The organism is Thetidibacter halocola (genome assembly GCF_018224955.1).
GTDB classification, from domain to species: Bacteria; Pseudomonadota; Alphaproteobacteria; order Rhodobacterales; family Rhodobacteraceae; genus Thetidibacter; species Thetidibacter halocola.
Map to the genome: position 1 here is coordinate 200,948 of NZ_JAGTUU010000008.1, position 22,786 is coordinate 223,733.

Sequence of the window (22,786 nt, forward strand, 5' to 3'; positions counted from 1 at the left end):
CCCGGAGTTTATGGGCAAGATGAAGACAGGGGCGGCGCGTTTCGGGCCGCCCTTTTTCTTTGGCGGGGAATGCGGCATGTAGGGCACAGCAGGACAAGCGAGGCGCCCATGACGCAGATCATCCAATCCCTTTCCGATATCTCCGACCGCTACGATGCGCTTTTCGTCGATCTCTGGGGCTGCGTGCACAATGGCGTCACCGCCTTTCCCGAGGCCGTGGCGGCGTTGCAGGCCTATCGGGCGCGGGGCGGCTGCGTGATCCTTGTGACCAATGCGCCGCGCTCGCGCCAGGAGGTGGCAAAGCAGTTGCTGCGCTTCGACGTGCCGGAAGACGCGTATGACGACATCGCCACCAGCGGCGACAGCGCCCGCGTGGCGATGTTCCAGGGCGCGGTGGGGCGCAAGGTCTGGTTCATGGGGCTGGATTTCGACCTGACCTTCTTCGAGCCGATGAAGCTGCTTTCCGACCCGGTGACAATCGAGCGGGTGCCGCTGGAGCAGGCCGAGGGCATCGTCTGCTGCGGTCCCTTCGATCCACATGCCGACCCGGCGGTGAACCGGCCGCAGTTCCTTTATGCCAAGCAGAAGGGGATGAAGCTGCTTTGCGCCAATCCAGACATCGTGGTGGATCGCGGCGAGCAGCGCGAATGGTGCGCCGGGGCTCTGGCGCGGCTTTACACCGAGATGGGGGGCGAAAGTCTCTATTTCGGCAAGCCGCATCCGCCGATCTACGACCTGGCGCGGCGACGGCTGGCGCAGCACCGCGCTGACGTCCCTGATAGCGCCATTCTCGCCATCGGGGACGGGCCGCAGACCGACATCCTGGGCGCGATGGGCGAGGACATCGATTCGCTCTTCATCTCGGGCGGGCTGGCGCGCGAGGATACCGGGACCGGGGACCAGCCCGACCTTGCCCTGCTGGAGACTTACCTTACGCGCGAAAAGGTCGCGCCTGCCTTTGCCATCGGCTACCTGCGCTAAGGCGATTCCGGCTTGATTTTTCTGCAGCCGCAAAGTAATAAAATTTCAATGTAGGCGCCATGTGACGCCTGAAAGTTACCGGACGGGGCTGATGGAGGGCGACATGCTGGACAACCTGCCGCGCGGCACGATCTGCATCGAGGATATCGAGATGGGCATGGTGCGCCATGTACAGAAGGTTGTGACCGACCAGGATATCGAGATGTTCGCCCAGATCTCGACCGACAGGAACCCGGTGCACCTGGACGACGACTATGCGCAGGACACGATCTTCGAGGGTCGGATCGCACACGGGATGCTGACCGCCGGGCTGATCTCGGCGGTGATCGGCGAGCAGCTGCCGGGGCATGGCACGGTCTACCTGGGCCAGACGCTGAAATTCCTCGCGCCGGTGCGCCCGGGCGACATGGTGCGGGCCGAGGTCGAGGTCATCGACATCGACATCGCCAAGCGCCGCGTGACGCTGGATTGCCGCTGTCTAGTCGGCGGCAAGAAGGTGCTGATCGGCGAGGCCAAGGTGCTCGCTCCCTCACGCAAGTTCGACTGAGCATTCTGCGCGAAGGCGCACGAACGCCGGCGGGCAAGAACATGTTCGCGTAGCGAACGTGACAGCCCACTCGCTCTCCATTCCTGGCGCCCTAAAGCGCGCCCACCTGTTCCAGCGCCCGCCGAACCGCCTCCACCTGCTCATCCGTCAGCCGTGCCTGCGGCGGCGCCGGGTCGCCGCAGGCGAAGCCTTGCAGCTTCAGCCCCGCCTTGACCGCGCCCGCCAGGTTGTAGCGGGCAAAGACCTGGTTCACCGCCCAGAGGTCGCGTTGAAGCGCCATCGCCTGGTCCCAGTGCGCGGTCCTGCACAGGTCGAACAGCCGCACGCTCTGCCGCGGCACCAGGCAGGACGGCCCGGCCAGCCAACCCCGCCCGCCGATCATCATCACTGCCACGGTGATGTGCGACGAGGCGGCAAAGACGCCGATCCGCCCCTCGGTCCGGTTCAGGATCGTCAGCAGGCGGCCGGTGTTGGTCGAGGCGTCCTTGAGGAACAAGATGTTCGGGTGGTGCGACAGCGCATCGATCGCCTCGAGCGACAGGTCCGAACGCTGGAAATTCGGGTTGGTATAGAGCGTCACGGGCGCGGCGGTCGCGTCGGCGATGGCGGTGAAATAGTCGATCACCCCCTGCTCGGAGATCGGGAAATAGGCCTCGAGAACGGCCAGGATGCCGTCGGCCCCCAGCGAGGCCCAGCGTTTCGCCTGCGCCACCGCGTCGCGCGTGGTGGTGGCGGCAACGCCCGCGATCACCGGAACATGGCCATTCGACGCCTCGACCGTGGTGGCGACGACACGCTCCTTGGCGGCGAAGTCGAGATAGGCGAATTCCCCGGTCGATCCCAGCGGCGTCAGCCCGTGCACACCCTCGGCAACCAGGTGGCGGCAGAGCCGCGCCAGCGCGGCCTCGTCGACATGGCCATCCGCCGTCAGCGGCGTGGGCAGGTAGGGCACCACGCCGTGCAAATCACGAATGTCGATCATCGGTCTTTCCTCCATCACCCCTTCGCCGACCAAACCAGCCCCGCGGGGTCGCGGTCAAGCATGGGACGGCGGGCGGGGCGCATTTCGGCGCAGCCGGAACAGCGCCGTCTGCCGGCCTAAAGGCAATCCTCCACCCGGAATCCCTCGGGAATGGCATCGCGCCCCTCCAGCACCAGGTCCGCCATCACCTCGGCCACCTTCGGCGCCATGCCGAAGCCGATCTTGAACCCGCCATTGGCGATGAAATGCCCGGCGCGCTCCGGCCATGCCCCCAGCATCGGCGCGCGCGACCGGGCGCGGGGCCGCACGCCCGCCCAGCGTTCCAGCACCGAAGCGCCATGCAGCAGCGGCAGCGCCGCCTGCGCGCGGCCCACCAGCGCGTCGCATTGCGCGTCCACCGTATCCGGTACGTCGAACTCTCGCTCCGAGGTCGAGCCGATGGCCACCGTCCCGTCCGCATGCGGCACGATGTGCAGCCCATCGACGAACAGTTGCGGCGCCTGGCGCGCGTCGAAGCGCAGCAGCGCCGCCTGCCCCTTGACCCCGTCGCCGACCTTGCGGCCCAGCGCCTCGGACAGCGCCTGCAACCCCTGCCATCCCGTCGCCCAGACTACCGCGCCTTCGTCCCCGGCCTCGGTCACGATTTCGGCCCCCGAGACGCGCAGCGCCGCGGACAGCGCGGCGCAAGCGCGGCGGGGATGCATCCGGGCGCTCAGCGTGTCTCGGATCAGCCAGCCGCTCGGCGACACGGGCGCGAATCCCCCCGCTTGGGCCGTCGGGATCACCGCCCAAACGGCCCGCCCCTGCCACAATGCGGCGGCGCTGTCGGCGCGCGCCCGCGCCAGCGCCAGCGCCGCGTTGTCCGCCACCGGCTGCAACCGCCCGGTGCGCCCGTATCCGGCAGACACGCCGCCCGCCGCCTCGACCGCGGCCCAGAAGCCTTCGGCCATCAGCAGGCTGTCCAGCTGGAACGCCTTCTTGGGGTTCCAATTCTCCGGCACATGCGGCGCCAGCGCGCCGACCAGGCCGCCCGACGATCCCGCGCCCGGCCTGAACGGGTCGGCCACCCGCACCCGCGCCCCGCGCCGGACACAGGCCCAGGCTACAGACAGGCCAAAGACCCCTGCGCCGCGCACTGTCACATCCACCCTTGCCATCGCCCGCCTCCGACGCCACAACGGCCCTGTTCCTAACGGTTTCTCTCATGGCAGACCAGTCCGGCGGGCTGGACTGGCGCGGCACGGTTCCCGTGTCGACGCGGTTCGACGACCCGTATTATTCGCTCGATGACGGCCTCTCCGAGACACGGCACGTGTTCCTCGACGGCAATGGCCTGCCCGCACGGTTCCGCGACGGGTTCCACGTCGCCGAACTGGGCTTCGGCACCGGGCTGAACCTGCTGGCCCTGCTCCACCTGTGGCGCGCGACGGGGCAGCAGGGCACACTGCGCTTCACCACCTTCGAGGCCTATCCGTTGGAGGCCACCGACATGATCCGCGCGCAGGCCGCCTTTCCCGAAGTCGCTTCACTGGCGCAGGAATTGGCCCCGCACTGGCAGGCGGGCGCGCATGTCTTTGCCCTGCACGACCTGGCGTTCGAGATGGTCGCAGGCGACGCGCGAGAGACGCTGCCGGCCTGGACGGGCATGGCCGATGCCTGGTTCCTCGACGGGTTTTCGCCTGCCAAGAACCCCGAGCTCTGGTCGCCCGACCTGCTGGCGCAGGTGGCCGCGCACATGGCACCGGGCGCGACAGTGGCCACTTATTCGGCAGCCGGTCACGTCCGGCGCGGGCTGGCGTCGGCGGGGCTGGACGTGACCCGCGCGCCGGGATACGGGCGAAAGCGGCAAATGACCGTCGCGCGGAAGGCCTGAGATGGTTGAACAGAACACCCGAACGGGAATCATCCTGATGGTGGCGACGACCTTCGTCTTTGCCACGCAGGACGGAATCTCGCGCCACCTGGCATCCGAATACAACGTGATGATGGTGGTGATGGTCCGCTACTGGTTCTTCGCCGCCTTCGTCATGGCGGTGGCCAGCCGCAAGGCCGGCGGCCTGCGCGCTGCCGCCGCCACGCGCCTGCCGCTGATCCAGACGTTCCGCGGCGTTCTGCTGGCGACCGAGATCAACGTGATGGTGGTGGGCTTCGTCCTGCTGGGGCTGGTGGAAAGCCACGCGGTCTTTGCCTGTTACCCGCTGCTGGTCGCAGCGCTGTCCGGCCCGGTGCTGGGCGAAAAGGTGGGCTGGCGGCGCTGGAGCGCGATCGGCATCGGGTTCATCGGCGTCATCATCATCCTGCAACCCTCGGGCGGCGTGTTCTCTCCCTACGCCGCGATCCCGCTGGTGGCGGCCTTCATGTTCGCCCTCTACGGGCTGCTCACCCGCTATGTCGGGCGTCAGGACAGCGCGGCGACCTCGTTCTTCTGGACCGGCACCACGGGCGCGGTCGTGGCCACCGCCATCGGGATGTGGTTCTGGGAGCCGATGACCACCCCCGACTGGGGCTGGATGGCCGCGCTCTGCGTCACCGGGGCGCTGGGGCATTACCTGCTGATCCGCGCCTACGAGGTGGCCGAGGCCAGCGCGGTCCAGCCCTTCGCCTACCTGCAACTGGTCTTCGCCAGCGCCATGGGCGTGCTGATCTTCGGCGAGACGATCCGCCCCAACGTGGCTTTCGGCGCGACGCTGATCGTGGCGGCGGGCCTGTTCACCCTGTGGCGGGCGCGCCTGCGCGGCTGAGCGGCGCTTGCACCTGCCCGCTGCCCGGCCTACCTGTCAGGACAGACAGACGGAGGCCCCATGTCCGATCCCAAGACCCTCGCCCATGCCCTGCTCGGCGCCGCCCGCGCGGCAGGCGCCGATGCCGCCGACGCTATCGCCATCCTCGGCACCTCGGTCTCGATCGACGTGCGGGGCGGCAAGCTGGAAGAGGCGCAGCGCGCCGAGGGCAGCGATATCGGCCTGCGGGTCTTTGTCGGGCGGCGCAGCGCTGTCGTGTCCTCGTCCGACACCCGGCCCGAGACGATGCAGGCGATGGCCGAGCGTGCCGTCGCCATGGCCCGCGAGGCGCCCGAGGATCCCCATGCGGGCCTGGCCGACCCGTCGCAGATCACCGCGCTGACCGACGCGACCGGGCTGGACCTGGCCGACCCGTCGCCGGAACCCGCTCCCGCCACGCTCCAGGACGACGCCGCGCGAGCCGAGGCCGCGGCCCTGGCGGTCAAGGGCGTCTCGCAGGTGCAATCCGCCAGCGCGGGCTATTCGGCGCAACAGGTGCATCTTGCCGCCAGCAACGGGTTTTCCGGCGGTTACGCGCGCACCTCGCGCCACACCTCCTGCGTCGCTATCGCCGGCGAGGGCCTGAAGATGGAGCGCGACTACGACGGCGACAGCCGCACCTACCAGGCCGACCTTCGCAGTCCCGAAGAGATCGGCCACAGCGCCGCGGAACGGGCCATCGCCCGGCTGAACCCGCGCAAGCCGAAAACCGGCGCCTACCCGGTGCTGTTCGACGAACGCATCGCAAGCTCGCTGGTGGGCCACCTGGTGTCGGCGATCAACGGCGCGGCCATCGCGCGCGGCGCGTCATGGCTGCGCGACGCGATGGGCGAACAGGTGCTGCCGAAAGCCATGAACCTGGTCGAGGATCCGCTGCGCCCGCGCATCTCGGGCTCGCGCCCGTTCGACGCCGAGGGGCTGGAAACCCGCCGCCGCGCCATCATGCAGGACGGCATGCTGCAAGGCTGGGTGCTGGACCTTGCCAGCGCGCGCAAGCTGGGGCTCGACAGCACCGCCAACGCCGCGCGCAGCGTCTCGGGCGGGGTGTCGCCCAGCGCCTGGAACCTGGAACTGACCCAAGGTCCGCACAGCCGCGACGACCTGATCGCGCAGATGGGCACCGGGCTGATCGTGACCTCGATGATCGGCAGCACCATCAGCGCCACCACCGGCGACTATTCGCGCGGGGCGGCGGGGCTGTGGGTCGAGAACGGCCAGGTCGCCTACCCGGTCTCGGGTGTCACCATCGCCGGCAACCTGCGCGATTTCCTGCGCCGCATGACACCCGCCAACGATGCCCGGCTCTGGCTGTCGCGCGTCGTGCCATCGCTGCTGGTCGAGGGGCTGACCCTTGCCGGGGAGTGACCTGACACTCCTGATCGAGGCCGCCCGCCGCGCCGGAGAGATCGCCACCGCCCATCACGGCGGGCCGCTGGACGTGCGGATGAAGGCGCATGACAACAGCCCCGTGACCAAGGCCGATCTGGCGGTGAACGTGGCGCTGGAGAGCTTCCTGCGGGCGGCACGGCCCGACTATGGCTGGCTGTCCGAGGAAAGCCCCGACACCGACGACCGTCTGTCGGCCGAGCGGGTCTTTGTCCTCGATCCGATCGACGGCACGCGGTCCTACGCCGACGGGTCGGACACCTGGGCGCATTCCATCGCCGTGGTCGAGGCCGGGCGCCCGCGCACGGCGGTGGTCTACCTGCCGATGAAGGACCGGATGTACATCGCCACGCGCGGCGGCGGGGCGCGCCTGAACGGCGTGCCGCTGCGCGCAGCGCAGACCGCCGAGCCCGACGGCGCCAGCCTGCTGGCCACGCGGCACAGCTTGGACACCCAGCACTGGCCCGGCGGCGTGCCCGACATGCACCGCAGCCATCGCCCCTCGCTGGCCTATCGCCTGTGCCTGGTGGCCGAGGGACGCTATGACGCGATGGTGACGTTCCGGCCGGCCTGGGAATGGGACATCGCCGCGGGCGCGCTCATCATGGCCGAGGCGGGGGCGACGGTGACAGACCCGCAGGGACGGTCGCTGCACTTCAACAACCGCCACCCGCAAACGCCGGGCGTTCTGGCCGCCAATCCCACGCTGCACGCGGCGCTGCTGAAACGCATGCTCTAGCCCCGCGCGCGGCGACGTGGCGTCTAGTGCATCGGCGCATCGATCAGGTGGCGCACCCCGCGCGGAAGTTCCGCCGTGGTGAAGAACCGCGTCATGTGCGCCGCCCGCACGATCGACGCGCGCTTTGCCGGCAGCCGCTCCATCGCGCAACGCGCCAACCGGTTCTGGCCCGGGGCCTCGTCCCGGGCCAGCGCGTAATAACCGGGCATGAAGGCCGACAGTTCGTGCGTGGGATGCGAGGCAAAGACCAGCGCCACGTTGTTCCAGACCGGTGAATGCAGGAACAGCCAGGCATAGCCGTCCTTGACCCCCAAGATGATCCCCCGCAGCTCGCGTTCCTGCTTGCTCAGCTGTTCCGTCATCAGCTCGGGGATCCGCTGGATGAACGAGCGGAAGATGCGCGCGCCCGGCAGCGTCTGGACCTGCACGGGCGTGCAGACGAACTGCCCCTCGCGCGACATGGAATGGCGCCAGAACAGGTAAAGCCCGTCAGGAAGAGCCTTGGGCGTCACGTAATGGTTCGGGCTGATCGGCAAAGAATGCACGGCGTTTTCAAGCCCGAAATTGAGCAGTTGCGGCATCCGCGCGGTGCCCGGCGGCGGCAACATCGCCAGGTAGGCATCCGGCAGCTCTGTCGTCAGGATACGGGCATCCACCCCAAAATGGTCACAGATCCGCTTCAGCACCGCGGGCTTGGGATAGGACTCCCCGGCGAGGTAGCGGTTGAACTGCGCGCGACTGATCTCCAGGTCGCGTGCCGTGGCCGTCACACCATCCGTAAGTTGAATCAACTTGCGCAGATTCGCGCTGAATCGTTGCGAGATCGGGGTCTCGGTCTTGCGTGTCGGCATGCATCGTCTCAAATTCGTGTCGCCATGAGTCAAATACGAGACAGATGACCGGCTTCCTGTCTCGATTTCCCATCAAACCGTATCACTCATTGCTTGGAAAGCCCACCGGATTGGTGGAAAAGGAGTCTTTCGGTTCAGCCTTTTCCAGAGAAAAATCGAACCCTTACGCTATGATGCCTTCAAAGGTTGCGAAGGGGATGACGATTGTCCGTCGAAGGCCAGGTTCCGGTGAATGCCTTATTTTCAGGCGAACCGGAAGAGGAGATTGCGCTTGCGGATTTGTCCCGCCGCCTGAGACAGGCGGCCGATATCCTGCAAGAGGCGGCCTTTGACCTGGCAGGCCGGATCGGTGGCGACGATGTCAGCCACCTGATGCTGGCGTCGCACACGGTCAATCGGATAGCAGCCCGGATACCAAAGACTGACGACCTCTGACAAGCCACCACTCGGTAAGGGCCCCGTCCGCAAACGGGGCCCTTCGCCATTCTCGGGTCAGTTCGGGATCTCGGCCGTGATGCCTTCGACGTAGAAGTTCATGCCGGCCAGCGTGCCGTCATCGGCAACCTCGCCCTCGGCCAGCCAGGCCGATCCGTCCGCCTTGTTGATCGGGCCGGTGAACGGGTGATACTCGCCCGCCGTGATGGCGGCGATCATCGCCTCGGCCTCGGCCTTGACGTCCGCGGGAACCGCCTCGGTAATCTCGCCGATCACCACCTCGCCCTCGGGCATCCCGGCCCAGGACGCGCCCTGCTCCCAGGTGCCATCCATCACCGCGCCGACGCGCTTGACGTAGTAGGGCGCCCAGTTGTCGATGATCGAGGCGACGCGCGGGCTGGGCTTGAACGCGGCCATGTCGGAGGCCTGGCCAAAGCCGATCACGGCGCCGTTTTCCTTGGCGGCCTCGCCCAGCGGCGCGGTCGAGTCGGTGTGCGCCGCGATCACGTCGACGCCCTGGTCGATCATGGCGCGGGCGGCGTCGGCCTCTTTCGACGGGTCAAACCAGGTGTAGGCCCAGGTCACGACCAACTCGACATCCGGGTTCACCTTCTTGGCGTGCAGGTAATAGCTGTTGATGCCCTGGATCACCTCGGGGATAGGGAACGACGCGATGTAGCCGATCTTGTTGCTCTTGGTCATCTTGCCCGCGATGTGGCCGAGCACGGCGCGGCCTTCGTAGAAACGCGCGTCATAGGTCGCGACGTTCGGATGCTCGCGCTTGTAGCCGGTGGCATGCTCGAACTTGATGTCGGGGAACTTGGCGGCGACGGCATTGGTCGCATCCATGTAGCCGAAGGAGGTGGTGAAGATGATGTTGCAGCCCGACAGCGCCATCTGCGTCAGCACGCGCTCGGCATCCGCGCCCTCCGGCACCGATTCCTGCCACGCGATCTCGACCTTGTCGCCATAGGCTTCCTGGACCGCCAGCGCGCCCTGGTGGTGCTGGTAGGTCCAGCCGCCATCGCCGATCGGTCCGACATAGACGAAGCAGGCCTTCGTCGTGTCCTGCGCCAGCGCCGCGCCGCCCAGCGACATTGCAAGGGCCGCGCTGGCCAGTAGTGTTCTACGGTTCATCAGTGTTTCTCCCTGTTAGGTTCGATTGGCCTCAATGCGAGGCATGGAAGGACCGGCCCAGCGAGGCCGGTGCGCCATGCACCCCGCGGGCCGAGATCAGAACGAGCACGAGGATCGTTATCAGATAGGGCGACATCGACAAGAGCGCGACAGGCACCTGTGCGCCCGCCGCTTGCAGGTTCAGCTGCAACACCGTTATGCCGCCGAAAAGGTAGGCGCCGACCAGCACGCGCCCCGCCCGCCACGAGGCGAAGACGACGATCGCCAACGCGATCCAGCCCGCGCCCGCCGTCAGCCCCTCGGTCCATTGCGGCACGCGGACGAGGCTCAGATAGGCGCCGCCCAGCCCCGCGCAGGCCCCGCCGAAAAAGATCGCGGCCATCCGCACGCGCACCACCTTGTAGCCCAGCGCATGCGCGCTGTCGTGGCTCTCGCCCACGGCGCGCAGGATCAGCCCCGCGCGGGTGAATTTCAGGAAAGCCCAGACCGCCACCACCAGCAGCAGGCTCAGGTAGACCATGACGTCATGCGAAAACAGCATCCGCCCCACCACCGGCAGGTCACTCAGCGGGCCAAGGTCGAGCTTGGGCAGGGTCGGTGCCTTGACGCCCTCGTAGGGCTTGCCGATCAGCGCCGACAGGCCCAGTCCGACCATGGTCAGCCCCAGCCCCGTCGCCACCTGGTTGGACAGCAGGTATTGTGTCAGCACGCCAAAGCTCAGCGACAGCACCGCCGCCGCCAGTGCACCCGCCACGAACCCCAGGACCGGCAAACCGCTGGCCACCGCCACGACGAAGCCCACAACCGCGCCGGTGATCATCATCCCCTCGACGCCCAGGTTCAGCACGCCGGATTTCTCCACCACCATCTCGCCCAGCGCCGCCAGCAGGATCGGAGTGGCGCTGACCATGATCGACGCCACCAGCAGGATCGGGTTGATCGCACTCAGGTCCATCACGCCACCCCCTTTGCACCGATGCGAACGCGGTAATTGGTGAACACATCCGTCGCCAGCAGGAAGAACAGCAGCATCCCCTGGAACAGCTGGATCGACGCACCCGGCACCCCCAGCATCAGCTGCGCCAACTCGCCGCCGATATAGGTCAGCGCCATCAGCAACCCCGCCAGCAGGATGCCGATGGGATGCAGCCTCCCCAGGAAGGCCACGATGATCGCCGTGAACCCGTAGTTGGAGTTGAAGTCGATGGTGATCTGCCCCGCCGGCCCCGTCACCTCGAACAGGCCCGCCAGCCCCGCCAGCGCTCCCGAAATCCCAAGGCACAGGACGACGATGCGTGTTGGCGAGACGCCTGCGAACCGCGCCGCCCGCGGCGCCTCGCCCGTCAGGCGGATGTTGAACCCCTGGATGTGGCGGGCCATCAGAACATAGGCCGCGATCACGGCAATCAACGCAGCGGCCACGCCCCAATGCATCCCCGTCCCGGCAATGATCTCGGCGTTATGCGCCGCGTCCCACTGCTTGAAGTTGCGCGAGCCCGGAAACCCCATGCCCTCGGGATTGCGCAACAGCCCCGAGGACACCGAGGCCAGGATTGTCTGTGCCACGTAGACCAGCATCAGGGACACGAGGATCTCGTTCGTCCCGAAACGCGTTTTCAGCACCGCCGGAATCATCGCCCAGGCCCAGCCACCGAGCGCCCCGGCCAGGATCATCAGCGGAAAGACCAGCACGCTGTCCGACGGATACAGCGCCAGCCCTGCCGCGGCGCCCACGACCGCGCCCATGATGTATTGCCCCTCGGCGCCGATGTTCCAGATGCCGGCGCGAAAGCCGATCGACAAGCCGATCGCGATCAGGATCAGCGGCCCTGCCTTGACCAGCAGTTGCGGCCGCGAGTAGGCGGCGAATTGCGGATGAAACAGCGGATCCCAGAAGATCGTCCGGATCGCCTCGAAGGGATCCGCGCCAAGAAACCCGAACAGCGCGCCGCCCACCAGCATCGTCGCCAGCACCGCAAAGACCGGCGTCACCGCCGTCCAGAGCCGCGACGGCGTCGGCCGCTTTTCCAGCCGGATCATCGCGCTGTCCCCATCTTCATCTTGCCCTGCAAACTCCGGGGGAGCGCCGAAGGCGCGGGGGCAGAGCCCCCGTTGGCGTCACGCGTCCACATGCGCCACCTCCATGTCATGCGCGCCACCCATCATCAGGCCGATCTGCTCGATATCGAGGTCGGCCACGGGCCGGATCGCCGACAGGCGCCCCTCGTTCAGCGCGCCGAACCGGTCGGAAATCTCCATCAGTTCGTCGAGGTCCTGGCTGATCACGACGATCGCCGCGCCCTCGCCCGCCAGGTCCAGCAGCGCCTGCCGGATCGCCGCCGCCGCCGCCGCATCGACTCCCCAGGTGGGCTGGTTGATGACCAGCACCTGCGGCTTCTGCAGGATCTCTCGCCCGACGACGAATTTCTGCAGATTTCCCCCGGACAGCGCCCGGGCGGCCACATGCGGCCCCGGCGTGCGCACGTCGAAGGCCTTGATCACCTCCTCGGCAAAGTCGCGCGCCCGGCCCCACGAGATCATGCCGCCCGACACCAGCCCCCGCCGCCGCGCCGCCGTCAGCACGCCGTTCTCGATCAGGCTCATGTTCGGTGCGGCCGCATGGCCCAGCCGTTCCTCGGGTGCCGCCAGCAGCCCCGAGGCCCGCCGTGCCACAGGCCCCTGCCGGCTGACATCCGCGCCCATCAGCAGGACGGAACTCGCCGGCGACAGCCGCTCGCCCGAGAGCGCCGCCAGCAACTCGTCCTGCCCATTCCCCGCGACGCCCCCGATGCCCAGCACCTCGCCTGCCCGCACCTCGAAGCCGATCCCGCGCAGCGGCGTCCCGAATGCCCCCGGCGCGGGCAGCGACAGCCCGTCGACCTTCAGCATCACCGCGCCCTTGGCATGGTCCCTGGCGCTGGGCGCCGCGAAACTTGAACCCACCATCATCTCGGCCAGTTGCCGCGCGGTGGTCTCGGCCGGGGTGCAGGTGGCCACCTTCTTGCCCAGCCGCAGGATCGTCGCCGTGTCGCACAGCGCGCGGATCTCTTCCAGCTTGTGGCTGATATACAGGATCGACACGCCCTCGCCCTTCAGCTTGCGCAGCGTCTCGAAAAGGATGCCCACCTCCTGTGGCGTCAGCACGCTGGTCGGCTCGTCCATGATCAGCAGGCGCGGGTCCTGCAACAGGCAGCGGATGATCTCGACCCGCTGACGTTCGCCCGCCGACAACGTCCCCACGGTGCGTCCCGGGTCCAGTGGCAACCCGTAGGTCTCGGAGACCTCGCGGATCTGCCGGGCGAGATCACGCATCGGCGGCGGGGTCTCCATCCCCAGCGCAACGTTCTCGGCCACGTCCAGCGCGTCGAACAGGCTGAAATGCTGGAACACCATCGCCACGCCCGCGCGCCGCGCCTCGGAGGGCCTGGCGGGCGCGAACCCTGACCCGTTCATCGTCATCGACCCGCGATCCGGTTGCACCAGCCCGTAGATCATCTTGACCAGCGTCGACTTGCCCGCGCCATTCTCGCCCAACAGCGCGTGAATCTCGCCCCGACCGATGTCGAAGGACACGTCGTCGTTCGCCACGACACCGGGATAGGCCTTGGTCAGTCCCCGGATGCTGAGGAGTGTTTCGGCCACTCTCTTCTGTCCCCCGTTTTCCAAGCCAGTATCTGCGCCGCGACGCCGATGGCAATGGCGGCGGGCGCCTTGCCCAGCGATTTCTGCCCAATCGGACAGCAGATGCGCCCGATTTCGGCATCCGCATGGCCCAAGTTGCGCAGCCGTGACCGGAATCGCGCCCATTTCGTTTCCGACCCGATCAGCCCGCAAAAGCCGAAACCATGCCCTAGCGCCGCGTGGCACAGGGCCAAGTCCAGCTCGTGGCTGTAGGTCAGGACCAGGTGTGCGGCCTCCCGTGGCGCAAGGCGCATGACAAGCGCAGGCTCTGCCGCCGGCAGAACCGTCACCCGCCAAGGCACGCGATTGGGAAACCGCGCCAGCCCGGTATCGACCCAGGTGATCGCGCAATCGAGCGGCACCAGCACATCCATCAGCGCGCGCCCCACATGCCCCGCCCCCCAGATCCACAGCGGCCAGCGCGGCCTGCTCAGCGGTTCCACCATCCAGCCCTGCACCAGCTGCGGGGCCGGCGCCTCGCCCCGCGCCCGCGCCCGGTCCAGCAGGCGCTGCACCGCCAGCGGCCGCTCACCCGGCCCGCGCGCCACCACGGCGCCCGAGAGCCGCGCCAGCGCCCCGGCATCCCAGACCTCGGTCCACAGCGTCACCGCCCCGCCGCAGCACTGGCCCAGCTCCGGCCCCAGCGCATGGCGTGTCGCGCCGCGGCGCTCGAAGGCACGGGACGCCGCCTCGAACTCCAGCGCCCCGCCGCCGATTGTCCCAATTTGCCCGAAGCCGTCTTTCTCGGCCCATACCAGCATCGCCGCGCCCACCTCGCGCGGCGCGCTACCCCGGACCTCGGCCACGACGACCCGGGCAACCCGCCCGTGCAAGGCAACCGCCTCGCGCAGCGTATCGAGGTCGAAACTCATCCGCGCACGCGCCGCACCGCCGCCAGCACCCGTTCCGGCGTGGCGGGCGCGTCCAGCGCCGGGTAGGCCGACCCGCAGGACGCCACCGCGTCGGACAAGGCCATCAGCACCGAGATTCCGTGCATGAAGGGCGGCTCGCCAACCGCCTTCGACCGATAGATCGTCTCCTCGCGGTTTTCGCCCTCCCAGAGCGCGACATTGAACACCTCCGGCCGGTCGGAACAGGCCGGGATCTTGTAGGTCGATGGCGCATGCGTCCGCAGCAGCCCCTCGCCGTCCCAGACCAGCTCCTCGGTCGTCAGCCAACCGGCCCCCTGAACAAAGCCGCCCTCGATCTGGCCGATATCCAGCGACGGGTTCAGCGAGCGCCCGCAATCGTGCAGGATGTCGGTGCGCAGGATGCGGTATTCCCCGGTCAGCGTGTCGACCACGACCTCGGAACAACTCGCCCCGTAGGCAAAGTAGAAGAACGGCCGCCCCTCTCCCTTGATCCGGTCCCACGAAACCTTGGGCGTCTTGTAGAAGCCCGTCGCCGACAGGCTCACCCGCCCCTCGTAGCAAAGCTTCGCGGCCTCCGCGAAAGACATCTCCGCCTCGCCCACGAAAACCCTGCCATCCGCGAAACGCACCGAACGCGCCTCGGCCTGGTGCAGCGCAGCCAGATGCTCCGCCATCCGGTCCCGGATCGTGTCGCAGGCGGCCATGACAGCCATCCCGTTCAGGTCAGACCCGCTGGAGGCCGCCGTGGCCGAAGTATTCGGCACCTTCCCCGTATCCGTCGCCGTGATCTTCACCGCCTCCAGCGGCAGGCCGAACCGGCTCGCCGCAACCTGCGCGACCTTCTGGAACAGGCCCTGTCCCATCTCCGTCCCGCCGTGGTTCATCTGGACGGACCCGTCCTGGTACACGTGCACCAAGGCCCCCGCCTGGTTCAGATGCGTCAGCGTAAAGGAAATCCCGAACTTCACCGACGTCAGCGCGATCCCTTTCTTCAGAACCGCGTTCGCGGCATTCCACGCCGCCACCGCCTTTCGCCGCGAAGCGTATTCGCAAGTCTCGGCCAGCGAGTCGGTCAGCGCATGCAGGATGAAATCCTCGACCGGCTGGCCGTAAGGCGTGACCTGATCCTCCTTCATCTTGCCCGACAAACTCCGGGGGGGCGCCGAAGGCGCGGGGGCAGAGCCCCCCCGCGCCATCTCCGCATAGTAATTCGCCCGCCGCACCGCCAGCGGATCGCGGCCCAGGGCATGGGCCACGTGATCCATCACCCGCTCGATCCCCAGCATCCCCTGCGGCCCGCCGAAACCGCGAAAGGCCGTGGCGCTCTGCGTGTTGGTCTTGAGCCGGTGCGACTCGATCCGCACGTTGGGCAGGTGATAGGCGTTGTCCGCATGCAGCATCGCGCGGTCCGCCACCGGCAGCGACAGGTCCTGCGCCCAGCCGCAGCGGGTCATCTGGACGAACTCGATCCCCGAAATCCGACCCTCGTCGTCGAAGCCCACGCGGTAATCGATGCGGAAATCGTGGCGCTTGCCGGTGATCATGAAATCGTCGTCGCGGTCGTAGCGCATCTTGACGGGCCGCCCGGTGGCCGCCGCCACCACCGCGCAGGCGATGGCCAGCGCGTTGCCCTGGCTTTCCTTGCCACCGAAACCGCCGCCCATCCGCCGCGTCTCGACCCGGACGCCATGCATCGGCAGGTGCAGCGCATGGGCGACCTTGTGCTGGATCTCGGTCGGGTGCTGGGTCGAGGCATGGATCACCATGTCCCCGTTCTCTTGCGGCAGGGCGAGGGCGGCCTGGCCCTCGAGGTAGAAATGCTCCTGCCCGCCCATCTCGATCGCGCCCTCGACCACATTCGGCGCGGCGTCGATCGCCTCTCCGGCGTCGCCGCGCGCCCAGATGCGCGGCCCATCCTCGAAGCGGCTCTCAGCGGCCAGCGCCTCGTCGACCGTCAGGATCGCGTCGCGCTTCTGGTAGTCGACCCTGGCCAGACGCGCCGCGCGCCGTGCTGCCAGGTGACTGTCGGCTGCGACAAGAAAGACCGGCTGTCCCAGGTAATTCACCGTGTGGCCTGACAGCATCGGTTCGTCATGCGCCGAAGGCGAGCAGTCGCAATCCGATGGCAGGTCCTTTGCCTCCCAGACGCCGACCACGCCGGGGGCGGCGCGCACCGCCTCCAGGTCGATCCCGGCGATCCGCCCGCAGGCGATCTGTGCGAGGCCGAAGGCCAGGTGCAGCGTGCCGCGCGGAGTGGGGATGTCATCGACATACCGCGCCGCACCTGTGACATGCAGGCGGGCGGCGTCATGTGGCAGGGATTTCGAGACGCTCATGCCCGCACCTCCAGGACGTTGACCGGGGCGCCCAGATCCTCGAGCAGACAGCGCGTCAGCATGTTGCGCGCGGCTTCCAGCCGGTATTCCGCGCTGGCGCGCATGTCGGACAGCGGCGTGAAGTCTTCCTGCCAGGCGTCCCAAGCGGCGACGAGGGTTTCTTCGCTCCAGGGCTTGCCGGTGATCGCGGCCTCGACGGCACTGGCGCGTTTCGGGATGCCGGCCATGCCGCCGAAGGCGATGCGGGCCCGCGCCAGGCGACCATCCTCGACCGTGATGCTGAATGCGCCGCAGACCGCCGAGATGTCCTGGTCGAAGCGTTTCGACAGCTTGTAGACCCGCAGCCGGTCCGGCTGGGCGGGGATCGTCACCGCCTCGACGAATTCGCCGGGATGGCGGTCCTGCCTGCCATAGTCGAGGTAGAAATCCTCGATGGGCATCTCGCGCCGGGTGTCGCGGTAGCGCAAGTGCAGTGTCGCGCCCAGCGCGATCAGCGCGGGCGGGTTGTCGCCAATCGGCGAGCCATTGGCGATGTTGCCGCCGATGGTCGCCGCCGCCCGCACCTGGACAGAGCCGTAGCGCCGGATCATCTCGGCATAGCTCGGGTGCCTGTCGCGCAAGAGGTCGAGCACCCGGTCCATCGTCACGCCCGCGCCGATGCGCAGGCCCAGGTCGGTTTCCTCGAAGGTCTGCAGGTCGCGGCAGCGGTTCAGGAAGATCACCTCGGGCAGGTCGCGCAGCTGTTTCGTCACCCACAGCCCCACGTCGGTCGCCCCTGCAACGAGCGTGGCGTTCGGGTGGCGGGCGTAGAGTTCGGCGAGCTCGTCGGCGGTCTCCGGGGCGTGATGGTCGTGAGGGGGGCTGTCTGCCCCCCGCTCGCCTGCGGCGAGCCCCCCCGAGAGTTTTTCGGGCAAGATGAAGGGGCGAGCGAGGTGTTCCGGCACCGGCTGTTTCGCCGCGGAACGGGCGGCGCGGATGATCGGCGCGTAACCCGTGCAGCGGCAGAGATTGCCCGCCAGCGCGTCGTCGTGGTGCTGATCGCCGTTCAGGTGCGCCACCGCCATCGACATGACGAAGCCCGGCGTGCAGAAGCCGCATTGCGAGCCGTGACAATCGATCATCGCCTGCTGGACGGGATGCAGCGTGCCGTCCGGGGCGGCGAGCCCCTCGACCGTGGTGACGGACTTGCCGTGCAGTTGCGGCAGGAAGAGGATGCAGGCGTTCAGCGCCCTGGCGCCTTCGGCGTCGCGCACCATCACGGTGCAGGCGCCGCAATCGCCCTCGTTGCAGCCCTCCTTGGTGCCGGTGAGGCCGCGGTCCTCGCGTAGCCAGTCGAGCAGCGTGACCGTGGGCGAGACCCCGGCCAGGTGCACGCTCTCTCCGTTCAGAAGAAAGGTGATCTCCATGTGAAAACCTGCCGCCTTACTGCCTTGGCCCGTGCCCTTGGCCGGGTGCGCGTCCTCGATGCGGCGTAGAGCCCGCGCGGTTCCCTGTGTCTCAACGCTAGGCGCGGGGTTTCAGGATTGGCAAGAGAAAAAAGGCCCGGCCACCGGGGCGACGGCCCGATCGACGGTTTCAGAGGCTGCGGGCCAGCGCCTCGAGCTGGTCGGTGGCGGTGCCCCAGCCCTCTTCGAAGCCCATCGTTTCGTGCCGGATCCGCGTCTCGCGGTCGTGGTGCAGGACCAAAGCGCGGTAGCGTGTGCCGCCGTCGGGGTCAGGTGCAAACGTCACGATGCCGGTCATGAAAGGCGTGGCGTTCGGCCGCCAGCCCTCGCGCAGTGCGTCGGTAAACACCAGCCGGCGGCCCGGATCGATGTCCAGGAAACAACCCTTCGAGTCCATCTGGCAGACGTCGTTGGCCGGCGCCTCGCCGTTCGGACCCTCCATGCGGGTGTTGAACCGGCCGCCCGGTCGCGGATCGATCTCGGCATGGGTGACTTTCCAGGGTAGCGGGCAGAACCATCGTTTCAGCAACTCCGGCTCTGTCCAGCAGCGCCAGAGCGCGGCGGCGCTGGCTGTCATGACACGGTCGAGATTGAGGTCGAGGTCGGAATCCGGTTCGGGGGCGCGCATGCTGGCTGTCCTATCCAGGCGATACCGACAGGACAGGCCGCGCCGCGTCAGAAGTCAAAGGATTCGGTGGCGAGAGACGGCCTGGAGAAAGGTCAGCAAGAGTGACTCAATGTTTCGCACGCGAAACATTGAGTCAGAGTTTTTGAAATTATAATCAATGGTTTGTTAACAGATACGACCGGCGCGTTGCACTGCCGGTCGCTCGTCCAGACCTCAGAAGGCGGGAAACCGTCGTCGAGCGTGCAGCTTTTCACCGCCAGCAGCGGTTGGTCGCCGTCGCAGTCGAGAACCAAGACATGGGCAAGGGCGACCAGGACTGCCCGCGTTTCCTTTTGTCCGGTATTGCGTAGCAAGGTCTGGCTCTTTCAATCGAACAGCCAAACCCCCAAGGAAAGGGGTTTCCGCCCGCCGGGCCACAGCCTATCGTTTGCGGATGGCCGACCCCCGATTCATCCACCTCCGCGTTCACACCGAATACTCGCTGCTCGAAGGCGCCGTGCGGCTGAAGAAGTTGCCGGGCCTCGTGGCCGGCATGGACATGCCCGCGGTCGCCGTGACCGACACGAACAACCTCTTTGCCGCGCTGGAGTTTTCCGTCTCGGCCCAGGGCGCGGGGGTGCAGCCCATAGTAGGTTGCCAGATGGACCTGCGCTTTCACGAGCCGCGCCCCGGCGAGCGGGCCAAGGACCCCGCCCCGGTCGTGCTGCTGGCGCAGACCGAGCGCGGGTATGAACACCTGATGAAGCTGAACTCGTGCCTCTACATGCGGCGCGGGCCGGACCTGGCACACATCACGCTGGAGGAACTGGAAAGCCATTCCGAGGACGTGATCTGCCTGACGGGCGGGCCGGACGGACCCATCGGGCGGCTGTTGCGGCAGGGGCAGCGCCCGGCGGCCGAGGCGCTGATGCACAAGCTGGCAGCGATCTTCGGCGACCGCCTGTATGTCGAGTTGCAGCGCCACCCGGTCGAGGGCGGGTTGCCCGAGGCCGAGCGGATGACCGAACGCGGCCACGTGGAAATGGCCTATGACATGGGCCTGCCGCTGGTCGCGACGAACGACGTCTATTTCCCGAAATCGGGGATGTTCGAGGCGCATGACGCGATGATCTGCATCGCCGAGGGCGCCTATGTCGACCAGAACGAGCCGCGCCGCCGCCTGACACCGCAGCATTACCTCAAGACGCCGCAGGAGATGGCGACGCTGTTCGCCGACCTGCCCGAGGCGCTGGAGAATACGGTGGAAATCGCCCGGCGCTGCGCCTTTGCGGCCTACAAGCGCGCGCCGATCCTGCCGAAATTCGCCGATGACGAGGTCGCCGAGCTGCGGCGCATGGCGAACGAGGGGCTGCAGGAGCGACTGAAGGTGATCCCGCACGCGGTGACGCCCGAGCAATACCAGGAGCGGCTGGATTTCGAACTGGGCATCATCGAGGGGATGGGGTTCCCCGGCTACTTCCTGATCGTGGCCGACTTCATCCAGTGGGCCAAGGATCACGACATTCCGGTCGGGCCGGGGCGGGGATCGGGGGCCGGTTCGCTGGTGGCCTATGCGCTGACCATCACCGACCTCGATCCGCTGCGCTACAGCCTGCTGTTCGAGCGGTTCCTGAACCCCGAGCGGGTGTCGATGCCCGACTTCGACATCGACTTCTGCATGGACCGCCGCGAAGAGGTCATCCGATACGTGCAGGAGAAATATGGCCATGACCGGGTGGCGCAGATCATCACCTTTGGCGCGCTGCTGTCCAAGGCGGCGGTGCGCGACATGGGGCGGGTGTTGCAGATGCCCTACGGCCAGGTGGACCGCCTGTCCAAGATGATCCCGGTCGAGGGGGTGAAGCCCGTCAGCATCGAGAAGGCGCTGAAGGACGAGCCCCGCCTCAAGGAAGAGGCCGACAAGGAAGAGGTCGTCGCGCGCCTGCTGAATTACGGGATGCAGGTCGAGGGGCTGCTGCGCTCTGCCGGCACACACGCGGCCGGGGTGGTGATCGCCGACCGGCCCACGGACGAGTTGGTGCCGCTCTATCGCGATCCGCGATCGGAAATGCCCGCGACGCAGTTCAACATGAAATGGGTCGAGGCGGCGGGGCTGGTGAAGTTCGACTTCCTCGGGCTCAAGACGCTGACGGTGATCCAGAACGCGCTGGACCTGATCCTGAAATCGGGCCGTCCGCTGCATGTCGCCGCCGACGGGACGGAGCTGTACCAGCCCGCGCCCGGCGCCGAGAACCAGATGAACCTGATCCCGCTGGACGACGAAAAGACCTACCAGCTCTATGCGGCGGCAAAGACGGTCGCGGTGTTCCAGGTGGAAAGCTCGGGCATGATGGATGCGCTCAAGCGCATGAAGCCCACCTGCATCGAGGATATCGTGGCGCTGGTGGCGCTGTATCGCCCCGGCCCGATGGAGAACATCCCGACCTATTGCGAGGTCAAGAACGGGCTGCGCGAGATCACCTCGATTCATCCGTCCATCGACCACATCCTGGAAGAAACGCAGGGCATCATCGTCTACCAGGAGCAGGTGATGCAGATCGCGCAGGTCATGGCGGGATACAGCCTCGGCGGCGCCGACCTGCTGCGCCGCGCGATGGGCAAGAAGATCGCCGAGGAGATGGCCAAGGAACGCCCCAAGTTCATCACGGGAGCGACGGCCAATGGCGTGACCAAGGAGAAGGCGGGCGAAGTCTTTGACCTGCTGGAGAAATTCGCCAACTACGGTTTCAACAAGTCGCACGCGGCGGCTTATGCGGTGGTGTCCTACCAGACGGCGTGGCTGAAGGCGAACCACCCGGTCGAGTTCATGGCGGGCGTCATGAACTGCGATATCCACCTGACGGACAAGCTGGCGGTGTATTTCGAGGAAGTCCGCAAGGGGCTGGGCCTGCCCTGGGTGCCGCCTTGCGTGAACCGCAGCCAGGCGACCTTCGACGTGGCCGAGGGCAAGCTGGTCTACGCGCTGGGCGCGCTCAAGAACGTGGGCGTCGAGGCGATGAAGCTGGTGGTCGAGGGGCGTGGTGCGAAACCCTTTGCGACGCTGTTCGATTTCGCCCGCCGGGTCGACATCAAGCGCATCGGCAAGCGCCCGATCGAGATGTTGGCGCGGGCCGGGGCGTTCGACCAGCTGGACCCGAACCGGCGGCGGGTGTTCGACAGCATCGACGCGCTGGTGGCCTATTCGGCGGCGATCCACGACCAGAAGGCCAGCGCGCAGGTCTCGCTCTTTGGCGAGGCGGGGGACGACCTGCCGGAACCGCGCCTGTCGCCGGTGCCCGACTGGCTGCCCGCCGAACGGCTGGCCGAGGAATTTAAAGCCGTGGGTTTCTACCTGTCCGGCCATCCGCTGGACGATTACATGCCCGCCCTCAAACGGCAGGGCTGCATGACGCTGGACGAGGTGACGGGTCGCGCCGAGGGCGGGCCGCTGGTGGCCAAGCTGGCGGGCGTGGTCGCCGGGCGGCAGGAGCGGAAAAGCGCCCGCGGCAACCGGTTCGCCTTTGCGCAATTGTCCGATCCCACGGGAGCCTACGAGGTCACGCTGTTCTCGGAAACGCTGGAAAAATCGCGCGAGTATCTCGAAACCGGATCCAAGGTCGTCGTCACGGTCGAGGCGACGATGGAGGCCGATCAGCTGAAGTTGCTGGGCCGCGGTGTGTCGCCCGTGGATGCGATCGTCGCCAGCGGCGGCGTGCCGGGTCTGCGCATCTTCGTCGAGAACCAGATGGCGCTGCCGCAGATCGCCACCGTGCTGTCCCGCGCCGCCGAGCAGATGCCCAAGGCACCGCGCGGCCCGGTACGGATCTGCGTGACCGCGCATGACCTGCCCGCGAAGATCCAGGAGGTCGACATCGAATGTCCCGACTTTCCCGTGACGCCCGAGATCAAGGGCGCGGTCAAGTCGCTGGGCGGCGTGCTGGCGGTCGAGGAATTCTGAGCTACCCTCGCGGCAATCCGCCTGCAAGGCTTTGGGCAGTGGACGGGTC

19 protein-coding genes are annotated in these 22,786 nt (G+C 67.5%); 8 read left to right on the forward strand and 11 right to left on the reverse strand.

The genetic code is table 11. The annotated features are described in order from the left end of the window. Window positions 1-108: 108 nt before the first annotated feature. Together KB874_RS19090 and KB874_RS19095 are read left to right on the forward strand one after the other, a co-directional pair. Entirely contained in the window at window positions 109-981 is an 873-nt protein-coding gene (locus KB874_RS19090; RefSeq protein ID WP_212538152.1) for a TIGR01459 family HAD-type hydrolase, read from the forward strand. A gap of 103 nt (window positions 982-1,084) precedes the next feature. Beyond that, window positions 1,085-1,528, forward strand: coding sequence for a MaoC family dehydratase (locus tag KB874_RS19095; RefSeq protein ID WP_212538153.1), 444 nt, complete (start codon window positions 1,085-1,087; stop codon window positions 1,526-1,528). 91 nt (window positions 1,529-1,619) lie between these two features. Here KB874_RS19095 and KB874_RS19100 read toward each other — a convergent pair whose 3' ends face one another. After that, window positions 1,620-2,510: a dihydrodipicolinate synthase family protein gene (locus tag KB874_RS19100; RefSeq protein WP_212538154.1), complete on the reverse strand. Its 891-nt coding sequence runs from the start codon at window positions 2,508-2,510 to the stop codon at window positions 1,620-1,622. Between the two features lie 116 nt (window positions 2,511-2,626). After that, window positions 2,627-3,667: an NAD(P)/FAD-dependent oxidoreductase gene (locus KB874_RS19105; RefSeq protein ID WP_212538155.1), complete on the reverse strand. Its 1,041-nt coding sequence runs from the start codon at window positions 3,665-3,667 to the stop codon at window positions 2,627-2,629. Window positions 3,668-3,714: 47 nt separating this feature from the next. On the opposite strand from KB874_RS19105, the gene mnmC2 reads away from it, so the two are divergent. From mnmC2 to KB874_RS19125, 4 genes are read left to right on the forward strand one after another with little or no spacing between them, the layout of a single operon-like run. Next, a complete protein-coding gene (mnmC2, locus tag KB874_RS19110) occupies window positions 3,715-4,383 on the forward strand; it encodes a tRNA (5-methylaminomethyl-2-thiouridine)(34)-methyltransferase MnmC2 (RefSeq protein WP_212538156.1) in 669 nt (222 codons plus the stop codon). Between the two features lies 1 nt (window position 4,384). Then, window positions 4,385-5,251: a DMT family transporter gene (locus KB874_RS19115; RefSeq protein WP_212538157.1), complete on the forward strand. Its 867-nt coding sequence runs from the start codon at window positions 4,385-4,387 to the stop codon at window positions 5,249-5,251. A gap of 60 nt (window positions 5,252-5,311) precedes the next feature. After that, entirely contained in the window at window positions 5,312-6,655 is a 1,344-nt protein-coding gene (locus KB874_RS19120) for a TldD/PmbA family protein (protein ID WP_212538158.1), read from the forward strand. Then, window positions 6,642-7,415, forward strand: a complete 774-nt coding sequence (locus tag KB874_RS19125) for a 3'(2'),5'-bisphosphate nucleotidase CysQ (protein WP_212538159.1) — start codon at window positions 6,642-6,644, stop codon at window positions 7,413-7,415. The genes KB874_RS19120 and KB874_RS19125 overlap by 14 nt, the downstream gene beginning before the upstream one ends. Before the next feature lie 23 nt (window positions 7,416-7,438). On the opposite strand, the gene KB874_RS19130 is transcribed toward KB874_RS19125, so the two are convergent. Continuing rightward, the gene (locus tag KB874_RS19130; protein WP_212538160.1) at window positions 7,439-8,266 is read right to left on the reverse strand and encodes a helix-turn-helix domain-containing protein; all 828 of its coding nucleotides are present in this window, start codon (window positions 8,264-8,266) and stop codon (window positions 7,439-7,441) included. A 204-nt stretch (window positions 8,267-8,470) separates the two neighbouring features. Here KB874_RS19130 and KB874_RS19135 point away from each other — a divergent pair, with 204 nt between their 5' ends. Further along, window positions 8,471-8,701 carry a hypothetical protein gene (locus tag KB874_RS19135; protein ID WP_212538161.1) on the forward strand — a complete coding sequence of 77 codons (231 nt, stop codon included), beginning with the start codon at window positions 8,471-8,473 and terminating at the stop codon, window positions 8,699-8,701. 57 nt (window positions 8,702-8,758) lie between these two features. Here KB874_RS19135 and KB874_RS19140 read toward each other — a convergent pair whose 3' ends face one another. The 8 genes from KB874_RS19140 to KB874_RS19175 all read right to left on the reverse strand — a co-directional run bounded on the left by KB874_RS19140 (window position 8,759) and on the right by KB874_RS19175 (window position 18,800). Then, on the reverse strand, window positions 8,759-9,838 hold the full coding sequence (locus tag KB874_RS19140; RefSeq protein WP_212538162.1) for a BMP family ABC transporter substrate-binding protein: 1,080 nt from the start codon (window positions 9,836-9,838) through the stop codon (window positions 8,759-8,761). A 31-nt stretch (window positions 9,839-9,869) separates the two neighbouring features. Beyond that, window positions 9,870-10,793: an ABC transporter permease gene (locus KB874_RS19145; protein ID WP_212538163.1), complete on the reverse strand. Its 924-nt coding sequence runs from the start codon at window positions 10,791-10,793 to the stop codon at window positions 9,870-9,872. Further along, window positions 10,793-11,878, reverse strand: a complete 1,086-nt coding sequence (locus tag KB874_RS19150; protein WP_212538164.1) for an ABC transporter permease — start codon at window positions 11,876-11,878, stop codon at window positions 10,793-10,795. Before KB874_RS19150 ends, KB874_RS19145 begins: the two co-directional genes overlap by 1 nt. A 78-nt stretch (window positions 11,879-11,956) precedes the next feature. Continuing rightward, entirely contained in the window at window positions 11,957-13,480 is a 1,524-nt protein-coding gene (locus tag KB874_RS19155) for an ABC transporter ATP-binding protein (RefSeq protein WP_212538165.1), read from the reverse strand. Beyond that, window positions 13,447-14,391: a xanthine dehydrogenase accessory protein XdhC gene (gene xdhC, locus KB874_RS19160; RefSeq protein WP_212538166.1), complete on the reverse strand. Its 945-nt coding sequence runs from the start codon at window positions 14,389-14,391 to the stop codon at window positions 13,447-13,449. The genes KB874_RS19155 and xdhC overlap by 34 nt, the downstream gene beginning before the upstream one ends. Continuing rightward, on the reverse strand, window positions 14,388-16,727 hold the full coding sequence (gene xdhB, locus KB874_RS19165; protein ID WP_212538167.1) for a xanthine dehydrogenase molybdopterin binding subunit: 2,340 nt from the start codon (window positions 16,725-16,727) through the stop codon (window positions 14,388-14,390). The genes xdhC and xdhB overlap by 4 nt, the downstream gene beginning before the upstream one ends. Then, a complete protein-coding gene (xdhA, locus tag KB874_RS19170) occupies window positions 16,724-18,133 on the reverse strand; it encodes a xanthine dehydrogenase small subunit (protein ID WP_212538168.1) in 1,410 nt (469 codons plus the stop codon). Before xdhA ends, xdhB begins: the two co-directional genes overlap by 4 nt. A 169-nt stretch (window positions 18,134-18,302) precedes the next feature. Further along, window positions 18,303-18,800, reverse strand: a complete 498-nt coding sequence (locus KB874_RS19175; protein ID WP_212538169.1) for an SRPBCC family protein — start codon at window positions 18,798-18,800, stop codon at window positions 18,303-18,305. Window positions 18,801-19,233: 433 nt separating this feature from the next. On the opposite strand from KB874_RS19175, the gene dnaE reads away from it, so the two are divergent. Next, window positions 19,234-22,737, forward strand: a complete 3,504-nt coding sequence (dnaE, locus tag KB874_RS19180; RefSeq protein WP_212538170.1) for a DNA polymerase III subunit alpha — start codon at window positions 19,234-19,236, stop codon at window positions 22,735-22,737. Window positions 22,738-22,786: the final 49 nt, after the last annotated feature.